Origin of the sequence: Kineococcus indalonis, from assembly GCF_009906395.1 — a bacterium.
GTDB lineage: Bacteria > Actinomycetota > Actinomycetes > Actinomycetales > Kineococcaceae > Kineococcus > Kineococcus indalonis.
This window is the reverse complement of the sequence record NZ_JAAALM010000082.1, coordinates 1-10,473: the sequence shown is the minus strand read 5'-3', so window position 1 is coordinate 10,473 and position 10,473 is coordinate 1. Positions and strand designations below refer to the sequence as shown.

Sequence of the window (10,473 nt, the reverse complement as noted above, 5' to 3'; positions counted from 1 at the left end):
TCGCCGAGCGCGGCGAGGCAGGGATCGCCGAGCTGAAGGAGCTCACCGGTGGGCTGGGCGCGCACTCGGTCGTCGAGGCCGTCGGCACCCACGAGTCGATGCACCAGGCCATCGGCTCGACCCGCCCCGGCGGGCACGTCGGCTTCGTCGGCGTGCTGCACGACGTCGCCATCACCGGGGAGGACATCTTCATGACCCACGTGCACCTGCACGGCGGCCCGGCGCCGGTGCGCCGCTTCCTGCCCGAGCTGATCGACCTGATCTGGACCCGCCGCATCGACCCCGGCAAGGTCTTCGACCTCGAGCTGCCCCTGGACGAGGCGGCCGAGGGCTACCGGGCGATGGACGAGCGCCGCGCCACCAAGGTGCTCCTGCGGCCCTGAGCCCCGACCGGCGCACCGGCGGACGAAACACCAGAGATCGAAGCACCAGAGGACACAGGAGAGCAGCCGTGCAGCTGAACACCCCCGGCGCCACGCAGTTCCCGACCGCCACCTTCACCGGCCAGGTGCTCATGACCCCGCTCGCCACCGGCGAGGCACCGTCCCGGCTCAGCGTGGCGCTGGTGCGCTTCACCCCCGGCGCCCGCACCCACTGGCACGTGCACCCCCTCGGCCAGCTGCTGCACGTCACCGAAGGCGTCGCCCTGGTCGGCACCCGCGACGGGTCGGTGGTGCGCGCCCGCGCCGGCGACACGATCGTGTGCTCGCCGGGTGAGGAGCACTGGCACGGCGCCACCGAAGACAGCTTCGCCGCGCACCTGGCGATCCAGGAGTCCGCCGACGACGGGAGCGGGGCGCCCAGCCCGGTCACCTGGCTCGAGCCGGTCGCCGAGGACGTCTACCAGGCGGCGCAACCAGCCCGGCAGTAGACGTGCCGCGGCGGACGGCCCGTGGTGGACGTCACCGACGCCGACGCGCGGTTGCGCTCCTCAGCCCTCGAACCTCCCGGTGGGGCTGGGGACGCATCGAGACCGGGAGCGGGAGCGCTCACGACCGGTCACCACCGGCTCGTGCCCGGCTGGTGAGCAGGAGCACCCCGGCTCAGTGCACCCGCCGCCTGAGCCTGGTGAGCGGCAGACACGTGCACGCACGAGCACCCGGGGTGCTCTGGCGGTGCACCCCTCACCAGGGTCTCCCACCGGCGCGCGACATCGTGTCTGGTGGACCCGCGAGCCCCGCACCCCACAGCTCGCCGTGGGCACGCCGAGACGGGGAGCGCTGCGGCCCACTGCACGTGGTGCCGGCGGACCCGCCTCCCCGCACCGGCCGCGGCTGCAGGTGAGCACGACCCGAACAGCGATGAGACGCACGACGAGCGAGGAGAACACCATGGTGAGGACGTGGCTGAACGACGAACCCGTGGGCCGGCGAGGTGTCCTCGCCGGTGCGGCAGGCACCGTCCTGGCCGCCGGGTCCGCGACCGCTGCGGCCGTCCCGGCCGCAGCCACCTCGCGGGTACCCGGGGCCGGCGCTGCCGCGAGTCCGTGGGAGGTGACGGGCATGGCGAGTTTCGACGCCACCGACGACCTGCACCGCTTTCGGTTCCAGCGCCGGGCCGCGGGCGCCCGTGACGTCCAGATCGAGATCCACTACTCCGGTGTGTGCCACTCCGACATCCACACCGGGCGCGGCGACTGGGGCCAGGTGCGCTACCCGCTGGTCACCGGGCACGAGATCGCCGGTGTCGTGACCGCCGTCGGCTCCTCGGTGACGAAGTTCCGCGTCGGGGACCGGGTCGGGGTCGGCACGTTCGTCGACTCCTGCCGCACCTGCGAGCAGTGCGCGAACGGTTTCGAGCAGTACTGCCTGAACACCAACGTGCAAACCTACGCCAGCGCCCTTCCGGCGTACGCCGATGCGCGCGACTACCCCGGCGGCTACCCCCAGGGCGGCTACTCCACCGGCATCGTCGTCGACGAGGACTACGTCGTCGCGGTGCCCGACGAGATCTCCCTGGAAGAGGCCGGCCCGCTGATGTGCGCGGCCCTGACCGTGTACACCCCGCTGCGCTACTGGGCCATCACCCGCGGCTCGCGCGTCGGCGTCGTGGGAGTCGGCGGCCTGGGGCACCTGGCGATCCAGCTGGCCCGCGCCCTGGGGGCCGAGGTCGTCGCCTTCACCAGCAGCGCGGACAAGGAACGCGACGCCCGCCGGTTCGGCGCCACCCAGGTGGTGGTGGGCGAGGACGCGGACCTCATGGCCCGCAACGCCCGCAGCCTGGACTTCGTCCTCGACACCGTGCCCTACGCGCACGCCTTGGACCCCTACGTCCAGCTGCTCAAGCGGGGGGCGACCCTGTGCCGGGTCGGGGTCGGCCTGGGTGCGGCGCCCAACGAGTTCGCCAACATGGCCCTGGTGCTGCAGCAGAACTCCATCGCCGGCGCCAACACCGGCAGCGTGCGTGAGTTGCGCGAGCTGCTCGCCTTCGCCGTCGATCACGACGTGCGACCGCAGGTGCAGGTGGTGCCCGCGCAGCGCGTGGGCGCGCTGTGGCCGCAGGTCGTCGACAAGCACGCCCGCTACCGCTACGTGCTCGACATGCGGACCCTGCGATGAGGTGCCGGTGGTGAGGTCGCTGCGTCCTGCAGCGCTCGCGGCGGCGGTGCTCGCCGCCGCCGCGTCGGCCTCCTGCGGCCTCCCGGGTCCGGGCGCGCCACTCGACCCGGCGAGCGCGTCCCCTCCCGCTTCCACTGCCGGGGCGCGGCACGTGGTGGGTACCGTGGTGCGCTTCACCTCACCGCGCACCAGCGTCGACGTGACGATCGGTCAGGACAGCCCGGCGAGCCGGGACCTCCTGTCGATGCTGCCGTTGACGCTGCCGGTGCAGGACCTGGCCGGTCGCGAGAAGATCAGCTACCTGCCTCGGGAGCTGCAGCACGCCGGCACGCCCGGCTCGGACCCCGAGGACGGCGACCTGATCTACTTCACCCCCTGGGGCAACCTGGGTTTCTACTACGACGCTTCAGGCATCGGCTACTCGGACGACACGCTGCACCTGGGCACCTACGAGGCCGCGATCGAACAGCTGGAGGTGTTGGAGGGTGAGGCGGTGAGGGTGGAGGTGGTGCGGTGAGGTCGTGGGGGCCATCGCCATCGGTGGTGGTGCCGCCGGATCCAGCCTGCCGCTGCTCATGATCGTCTTGTCGTTGGCCGCGCTGGTGGTGGCGTCCTCGGCGCGTCGTCACGCGTTCCCCGTCGGACGCTGAGCGGGGTTTCCCGACGGCGAACCCCGCACTCTGCACGAACCGTCCCAGGCGCAACCGGCGCACCGGGGCCCGCACCACCGTCGCACGTCCTCGCACGTCTTTCGAGGAGCATCATGCCCACCATCGCCATCATCGGGGCCGGCCCAGGTCTGGGCGCTGCTGCCGGCCGCCGTTTCGGCCGCGAGGGCTTCCACGTCGCGCTCATCGCCCGCGATGAGCAGCGGCTGCGAGACCTCGCCACGCAGCTGTCCGGTGAGGGTCTCACCGTGGCGGGCTACCCCGCCGACGTGCGCGACCGCACGGCGCTGCAGCAGGTGCTGGAGCGGGCCGGGCGCGAGCTCGGGACCATCGAGGTGTTGCAGTACAGCCCCATCCCGCACCAGGACTTCCTCCGGCCGCTGCTGGACACGGGCGTGGAGGAGCTCACCGCGGCCGTCGAGTTCTCCGTCCTCGGGCCGGTGACGGCGGTGCGGCAGGTGCTGCCGGGGATGCGGGCGCTGGGTCGAGGCACGATCCTGTTCGTCAACGGGGGCAGCGCGGTGCGCCCGAACGCGCGCGTTGCCGGTACCTCCATCGCCTTCGCCGCGGAGGGCGCGTACGCGCAGATGCTGCACGGGGTACTGGCAGCTGAGGGCATCGGTGTCCACCAGCTCATCGTCCCCGGCGCCATCCGAGCCGGGGATGCCGACAACGACCCCGACCTGCTCGCCGACACGTTGTGGACGCTGCACACGACGCGGGGAGGCTTCCGCACCTTCTCCTCGCCGATGCCGTCGGCGTGACGAGGTGCACGAACCGGGGCAGGTGAAAATGACGGATGAGTGGGACAGCGCCGAGATCGACCTGCTCGCAGGGGCGCCGGAGGTCGGTGTCGTCACCGGGAAGAGCGGACTGAGCGCACGCGGTACGCCCATCTGGATCGTCCGCGTCGGCGACCAGCTGTGCGTACGGTCCTACCTGGGCGCGCGAGGTCGGTGGTACCAGCAGGTTCGGCGGCGGGGGACAGGGGTGATCACTCACGACGGGAGGCGCTGGGAGGTTGCCTTCGAGGCGATCGGCGACCGGCGCGAGGAGGTGGACGAGGCGTACCGGCACGAGTACGGCCGTCGCAGCCCCCACGTGCACACCATCACCACCGACGGGCCGGCCGCCACCACCTTGCGAGTCCTGCCACTGGGCGCTTGACCCGCCGTCGTCCTGCGCCCCTCGGCAGGATCGTCGGACACGGCGCGGCCGGCGTCAGCGCTGAGGCAGGACGACAGCCTTGAGCGAGTGCGGTTCACGCCGGGACAGGGTGAGCGCGTCCTCGGTCCGCCGCAGCGCGAAGCGGTGGGTGATGATCGGCTCGACCTGCACCCGGCCGGAGGCGAGCAGCTCCAGCGCGGTGGGGTAGGTGCCCGCGTAGCGGAAGATGCCGGTGACGGTGATTTCGCGCCCCTGCACCAGCGCCACGTCAAGCGGCAGCTCGTCGGCGCCCATCCCCACCAGCACTGCGCGGGCGGCGGGGGCCAGTGCGGCCAGCCCGGAGCGCCAGGCGGCCGGTGCCCCCGAGCACTCCAGCAGCACGTCGAAGGTGCCGCTCAGCGCCTCGGCGGCCGGCTGCACCTGCAGGCCCAACCGGCGTGCCGCCTCCAGGCGGAAGTCGCTGACGTCGGTGACGGTGACCGCGTCGGCGCCGAAGGCGCGAGCGACCTGCGCGGCCAGCAGGCCGATGGGGCCGGCGCCGGTCACCAGCACCTGGTCTCCAGGGGCGATGCGGACGCGGCGCGCCGCCCACACCCCCACCGAGACGGGTTCGGCCATGGCCGCCTGCTCGGAGCTCAAGCCCGCGGGTGCCGGGTGGGCGAAGGCGGCGTCGATGCTCACGTGTTGGGCGATGGCTCCGTCGACGGGTGGGGTGGCGAAGAAGACCACGTTCGGGCAGAGGTTGTAGCGCCCGGCCAGGCACTGCTCGCACGTGCGGTCGGGCACGCCGGGCTCGAGGGCGACCCGCTGGCCGGTGCGGGCCGGGTCCACGCCCTCCCCGACGGCGACCACGGTGCCGGCGGCCTCGTGACCGAGCACCATCGGTGCCTGCACGACGTAGGGGCCGATGCGGCCGTGTTCGTAGTAGTGCACGTCCGAACCGCAGATGCCGACCGCTTCCACCCGCACGAGCACCTCGTGCGGGCCGGGCGCCGGCTGAGGGCGGTCTTCGACGACGAGCCGGCGGGGGGCGTGCAGGACGGCGCTGAGGTTCACGGTGGTCTCCAGGGTCAGGGGTGTCGGTGCTCGGGGTGCAGAGCCGGCGCTCGTCCGGCCGGTGCCGATCAGCCGGCGCTGTAGCCGCCGTCGGCGAGCAGGACGGTGCCGGTGATGAAGGAGGAGGCGTCGCTGGCCAGGAAGACGACCGCGGGAGCGATCTCCTCCACCGTGCTGATACGCTCCATCGGCGTGTCCTCGAGCACGTGCCGGTGCGTGCGGGGGTCGAGGGCGGGGCAGTCGTCGGTGACGGTGTAGCCGGGCGCCAGGGCGTTGACGCGCACCCCTTGAGCGGCCCACTCCGCGGCCAGAGCACGGGTCAGGTGGTGCACGGCGGCCTTGGAGGCGGCGGCGGCGGCGTCGAAGTGCGGGCGCCCGGCGATCACCCCGCACAGGGCGCCGACGTTGACGATGACGCCACCGCCCTGGGCGAGGAAGTGGCGCCCGAAGCTCTGGCAGCAGCTCCACAACGCATCCAGGTTCAGGCTCATCACGCGGCGCCACTCCTGACGCGGCAGCTGCGCCGCCGCGCCCGGAGCGCTGGCGTCCGCGGCGTTGACCAGGACGTCCAGGCGGCCGAAGCGCTCCAGCGCGGCGGCCAGGACGTCCTCGACCTGCTGCGGGTCGGTGATGTCGGCGCGCACGAAGAGCACCTGCCCGCCTTCGGCGCGCACCTTCGCGGCCTCGTGCTCACCCTCCTCGGCGTCGGGGCCGACCAGCACCACGTGCGCGCCGGCCAGGGCCAGCGCCAGGGCCAGCCCACCGCCGAGGCCGCCGGGGCTGGTGGTCACCGCCGCCACGCGTCCCGTCAGGTCGAACCTGTCGAACAGCCGCACCGCTCAGCTCCCTCACCGGGCCCGGGCCGCGATGCCCGGGCTCTGCCGCCCCGTCAGCACGACGCTAAGCCGGGTACGCGCTGGCTTCTAGCGCCGCAGCGACTCGTTACTGATACTTTCTTGCGTCCGTGGATGGTGTCGTCTCGCCGATCGTGGCGCCGGCGCGCATGAGAGGATGACCATGGATGCGAGTTCCTCCAGCCCTCGGCCGCGCCGCGCGGCGCGTGCGCCGTTGCGCGCGGTGCGCGAGGTGGTGCCGGCCGAGCCGGGCCGTTCGGCGCGCTGGCACGTGCACGACTACCCCAGCCCCTTCGCGCGCTGGAACCACCACCCCGAGTACGAGGTGCACCTGATCCGCGCCGGCACGGGGCGCTACATCATCGGCGACAGCATCGGGCTCTTCAGCACCGGCCACCTGGCGCTGGTGGGCACGGAAGTCCCGCACGACTGGATCAGCGATCTGGGGCCCGGTCAGGTGATCACCGGGCGCGACGTGGTCTTCCAGTTCCACGGCGACTGGCTGCGCCGCTGCGAGCAGGTCCTGCCGGAACTGGCCGATCTGGCGCCGCTGTGGGCCGCGGCGGCCGGCGGCATCGAGTTCCTCGGGCGAACGGCGCTGGCGGGAGCGGCTGAGCTGGAGCGCATCGGATCGACCAGCGGCGCCCGGCGGCTGCAGCACATCTTCACCCTCTTCGACCTGATGGCCGGCGCACCCGAGGACGAGCGCCGCCTCATCGGGGGGATCTGGCAGGCGCCGGCGGGTGATCCGGAGACCGCCGAAGTGGTCAGCGCGGCGCTGGCCTACGTCGTGGACCACCTCACCGGCACGGTGCGCCTGTCCACGGCGGCGCAGAGGGCGGGCATGAGCGAGTCGGCGTTCTCGCGCCGCTTCAAACGCGCCACCGGCATGACCTTCACCGACGTGGTGCGCAAGCTGCGCCTGGCGCACGCGGCCAAGCTGCTGGCGCAGACCTCGCAGCCGGTGGCCTCGATCGCCGCGGCGGTCGGGTACGCGAACCTGTCCAACTTCAACCGGCAGTTCCGCGCCGAGCACGGCAGCACGCCCACCCGCTACCGCGTCGCGGCACGCACCGAGCGCGCTGGCGCGAGCTCCTCGTGAGCGCGCGGCGTTCAGGTGCGGAGTGCTGCGGCTTCCCGGGGTGGTGCGGGTGTGAGGGCCGGAGCGGCACGTCGGGGCGTGCTGCCTCCCAGCTGCCCGCCCGGACGACGCCTGCGGCGCTCAGGCTCAGGGGACGGTGAGGTCCCAGGTGCAGGGGTCGCCGGCGGTGGTCACGGACGCGGGACGTCGACTGCGCGCAGGGATGCAGGCGGCGCTGGAGGAACTGCACCCCGGAGGTGGCGCGGTGGACGACGCCGTCGAGCAGCTGGCCGTGCTCGCCTGCGCCTGCGTGCGCTTCCAGCAGGTGCACTGAACGGCTTTCGAGCTGATCCTCGCCGATGAGCTGCATGACGTTCCCGATGACGAGCGCCGCGAGGTGACGCGCACGCTGCTCGACCTGCTGATGTCACCGGCGACGACCATCACCGGCGATGTGCGGGCGACCGGTCCGCTGCTGCGCGGCTTCAGCGCGGTGGTGCACGGCTTCGCCCACCTGCCGCGCTCCGGTGCCGCTCGCGGCTGCCCCGTCGAGCTGCGCGGTTTCTGCAGCGAGGTGAAGCTGGTGGGCGATGAGGCCGCGCGAGCGGTGCGGATCCTGGCTCGTGCGACAGCTGAGCCAGCAACGCGGGTGCGCTGACTCGCTGCACCTGCCGCTGGAGCAGCAGGTGCAGCGAGGAGGTCACAGCCCCGTCATCTTCTCCATGGCCTCGTTGTAGCGGGCGCCGGCCACGCCGAGGCGCTGCGCCGCTTCGCCGAGGCGGGTCAGGTCCTCGGTGCTCAGCTCCAGCTGGACCGCGCCGATGTTCTCCTCCAGCCGGGAGATCCGCCGCGTGCCGGGGATGGGCACGATCCAGGGCCGCTGGGCCAGCAGCCAGGCCAGCGCCACCTGCGCCGGGGTGGCGCCGTGGGCGCCGGCGACCTCGCCGACGAGGTCCACCAGCGCCTGGTTGGCCGCGCGGTTCTCCTCGCTGAAGCGCGGGATGGTGGTGCGGATGTCCCCGGCGGCGAACTGGGTGCTGGTGTCGACGGTGCCGGTCAGGAAGCCCTTGCCCAGCGGGCTGAAGGGCACCAGGGCGATGCCCAGCTCGTCCAGGGTGGGCAGGACCTCCGCCTCGATCTCGCGCGTCCACAGCGAGTACTCGCTCTGCAGCGCGGTGACCGGGTGCACGGCGTGGGCGCGGCGGACGGTGCCGGCGCCGGCCTCGGACAGGCCGAAGTGGGCCACCTTGCCGGCGGCGATCAGATCGGCGACGGCGCCGGCGACGTCCTCGATCGGCACGGCCGGGTCGACGCGGTGCTGGTAGAAGAGGTCGATGCGCTCGGTGCGCAGCCGGCGCAGCGAGGCGTCGGCGACCCGGCGGATCTGCTCGGGGCGGCTGTCCGTGCCCACCGGCTTCCCGTCCTGGATGTCCCAGCCGAACTTGGTGGCGATCACCACCTGCTCGCGCAGCGGCTCCAGTGCCTCGCCGACGAGTTCCTCGTTGACGTAGGGCCCGTAGACCTCGGCGGTGTCGAAGAAGCTCACGCCGCGCTCGACCGCGCCGCGCAGCACGGCGATCATCTCCTGGCGGCTGCCGGGGTTGGGCCCGTAGGACTGGGACATGCCCATGCAACCCAGCCCGAGAGCCGAGACCGTCAAGCCGCCGCCGGTGGTGCCAAGGGTACGTGTCTGCATCGTGTCGTCTCCTTCGTCGTCCTTGCGATCGTCTTCCCCGGTCCCGCTCCGGTCCGGGTCCCTAGCCGGTGAAGGCCTGCTCGGCGACCTTGACGGCGGTCATGGCCTTGGGTCAGTCGGCGTAGAAGGCCAGGTGGGTGATGGCCTCCACCAGTTCGGCCCCGCTGAGGCCGTTCTCCCGTGCGCGGCCCAGGTGGAAGCGCAGCTGCTCGGCGTCCCCGCCGGCGACCAGGGAGGCCACGGTGATCAGGCTGCGGTCGCGGGCGGCCAGGCACTCGCGGTTCCAGACGTCGTCGAAGAGGACGTCGTCGGTGAGCGTGGCCAGCTTCGGTGCGGTGTCGCTGACCGCGCGGCTGCCACCACCGACCTGGCGGGGCTGCTGGTCCTGGGGGTCCTGCTCACGCACGGGGATCCTCGTGTCCGGGGTGGTCGGTGGTGTCGGTGGGCGCGGCCGGTGCGTGCGGTTGGGCGGCGGCGTACTGCTCGTCGGGAACTGCTTCCAGCCAGGTGGTGGGGTTTGAGCCGTCCGGGCCCGCCTCCAGCAACGCGAAATGGCTCATGAAGGTGTCCGCGGTGGCGCCGTGCCAGTGCTCCTCGCCGGGCGGGCAGACGACGGTGTCGCCGGCACGGGTGAACGCCGAGGCGGGCGTCTTGACGGTGGGGCGTGGGTGCTGCAGTTCCACGGTGTTCTGCTTCAGGGGGTGGTCAGGTCGTCGGCGCGCACGCTCGCCCTGCGTGCGCCGGCCGGTAGGCGCCGAGCGGGTGGGACCCTGGGTGGACGACGCCGCGGCCTCGACCGCGCGGGTGGCCGTCCAGCTGGCCAGCAAGGTCAGGGCGTCGGCTGCGGGGGAGGCAGGTGGAGCGGTGTAGGTGGTCAGGGTCAGGGGGGCGTCACTGGTGACGGGAAAGGCCTCGAAGGACAGCTGGAGGCGGCCCACGACGGGGTGGTCGAAGGACTTGGTGCCGCTGCGGTGCAGGCGCACCTCGTGGGCGGCCCAGCGGATTCGGAAGTCCTCGCTGCGCAGGGACAGCTCTCCCACCAGCGCGGTCAGGTCCTCGTCGTGGGGATCGCGGCTGGCTTCGGTGCGCAGCAGCGCGATGGTGGTCCCGGCCGCGTCGTTCCAGTTGGGGTAGAAGTCCTCAGCGTGGGGGTCGAGGAAGCAGAAGCGGGCCAGGTTCACCGGTTCACCGGCACTGCTGGAACCCGCGCCGGTGCCGCTGCCGGTGCCCCTGCTGGAGGCGCCTGCGGGTGGCTCCTCGAAGGCGGGTGAGTACAGGGCCCGGGCCAGGGCGGTGGCGGCGAGCACGTCCAGGCGGCCGTTACGCACGAAGGCGGGAGCGCCGGTCATCGCCTCCAGCAGGTGCAGCAGGTGGGTGCTCAACTGCGCCCAGC

At 72.8% G+C, this 10,473-nt stretch carries 15 protein-coding genes; 10 read left to right on the top strand and 5 right to left on the bottom strand.

Translation table 11 applies throughout. The annotated features are described in order from the left end of the window. The 7 genes from GTR00_RS06405 to GTR00_RS06380 all read left to right on the top strand — a co-directional run. On the top strand, positions 1 to 383 hold a 383-nt coding region (locus GTR00_RS06405), incomplete at its 5' end, for a zinc-binding dehydrogenase (protein WP_166610803.1). A 68-nt stretch (positions 384 to 451) separates the two neighbouring features. Then, positions 452 to 871, top strand: a complete 420-nt coding sequence (locus GTR00_RS06400) for a (R)-mandelonitrile lyase (protein ID WP_323132268.1) — start codon at positions 452 to 454, stop codon at positions 869 to 871. A 631-nt stretch (positions 872 to 1,502) separates the two neighbouring features. Then, positions 1,503 to 2,558 (top strand): NAD(P)-dependent alcohol dehydrogenase, encoded by a 1,056-nt coding sequence (locus tag GTR00_RS06395; protein ID WP_166610802.1) that lies wholly within the window; start codon positions 1,503 to 1,505, stop codon positions 2,556 to 2,558. Positions 2,559 to 2,709: 151 nt separating this feature from the next. Then, positions 2,710 to 3,075 (top strand): cyclophilin-like fold protein, encoded by a 366-nt coding sequence (locus GTR00_RS24865; protein WP_323132267.1) that lies wholly within the window; start codon positions 2,710 to 2,712, stop codon positions 3,073 to 3,075. A 4-nt stretch (positions 3,076 to 3,079) separates the two neighbouring features. Continuing rightward, positions 3,080 to 3,208, top strand: coding sequence for a hypothetical protein (locus GTR00_RS24860; protein ID WP_276610014.1), 129 nt, complete (start codon positions 3,080 to 3,082; stop codon positions 3,206 to 3,208). A 113-nt stretch (positions 3,209 to 3,321) separates the two neighbouring features. Then, complete coding sequence (locus GTR00_RS06385; protein WP_166610800.1) at positions 3,322 to 3,990, top strand: SDR family NAD(P)-dependent oxidoreductase; 669 nt, start codon at positions 3,322 to 3,324, stop codon at positions 3,988 to 3,990. A gap of 4 nt (positions 3,991 to 3,994) precedes the next feature. Further along, the gene (locus GTR00_RS06380; protein WP_166610799.1) at positions 3,995 to 4,393 is read left to right on the top strand and encodes a DUF2255 family protein; all 399 of its coding nucleotides are present in this window, start codon (positions 3,995 to 3,997) and stop codon (positions 4,391 to 4,393) included. Between the two features lie 54 nt (positions 4,394 to 4,447). On the opposite strand, the gene GTR00_RS06375 is transcribed toward GTR00_RS06380, so the two are convergent. Further along, complete coding sequence (locus tag GTR00_RS06375) at positions 4,448 to 5,449, bottom strand: NAD(P)-dependent alcohol dehydrogenase (RefSeq protein WP_166610798.1); 1,002 nt, start codon at positions 5,447 to 5,449, stop codon at positions 4,448 to 4,450. 68 nt (positions 5,450 to 5,517) lie between these two features. Further along, entirely contained in the window at positions 5,518 to 6,285 is a 768-nt protein-coding gene (locus tag GTR00_RS06370) for an SDR family NAD(P)-dependent oxidoreductase (RefSeq protein ID WP_166610797.1), read from the bottom strand. A gap of 181 nt (positions 6,286 to 6,466) precedes the next feature. Between GTR00_RS06370 and GTR00_RS06365 the strand changes: the two genes are divergently transcribed. The 3 genes from GTR00_RS06365 (at position 6,467) to GTR00_RS06355 (ending at position 8,042) form a co-directional block, all read left to right on the top strand. Continuing rightward, the gene (locus GTR00_RS06365) at positions 6,467 to 7,405 is read left to right on the top strand and encodes an AraC family transcriptional regulator (RefSeq protein ID WP_166610796.1); all 939 of its coding nucleotides are present in this window, start codon (positions 6,467 to 6,469) and stop codon (positions 7,403 to 7,405) included. A gap of 166 nt (positions 7,406 to 7,571) precedes the next feature. Next, on the top strand, positions 7,572 to 7,718 hold the full coding sequence (locus GTR00_RS06360; protein WP_166610795.1) for a hypothetical protein: 147 nt from the start codon (positions 7,572 to 7,574) through the stop codon (positions 7,716 to 7,718). A gap of 63 nt (positions 7,719 to 7,781) precedes the next feature. Further along, a complete protein-coding gene (locus GTR00_RS06355) occupies positions 7,782 to 8,042 on the top strand; it encodes a hypothetical protein (protein ID WP_166610794.1) in 261 nt (86 codons plus the stop codon). Positions 8,043 to 8,084: 42 nt separating this feature from the next. On the opposite strand, the gene GTR00_RS06350 is transcribed toward GTR00_RS06355, so the two are convergent. The 3 genes from GTR00_RS06350 to GTR00_RS22880 all read right to left on the bottom strand — a co-directional run. Then, positions 8,085 to 9,080 carry an aldo/keto reductase gene (locus tag GTR00_RS06350; protein WP_166610793.1) on the bottom strand — a complete coding sequence of 332 codons (996 nt, stop codon included), beginning with the start codon at positions 9,078 to 9,080 and terminating at the stop codon, positions 8,085 to 8,087. A gap of 112 nt (positions 9,081 to 9,192) precedes the next feature. Then, positions 9,193 to 9,486: a carboxymuconolactone decarboxylase family protein gene (locus GTR00_RS23580; RefSeq protein WP_166610792.1), complete on the bottom strand. Its 294-nt coding sequence runs from the start codon at positions 9,484 to 9,486 to the stop codon at positions 9,193 to 9,195. Then, the coding region (locus GTR00_RS22880) for an MmyB family transcriptional regulator (RefSeq protein ID WP_456077710.1) at positions 9,479 to 10,473 on the bottom strand (995 nt) is incomplete at its 5' end. The genes GTR00_RS23580 and GTR00_RS22880, both read right to left, overlap by 8 nt.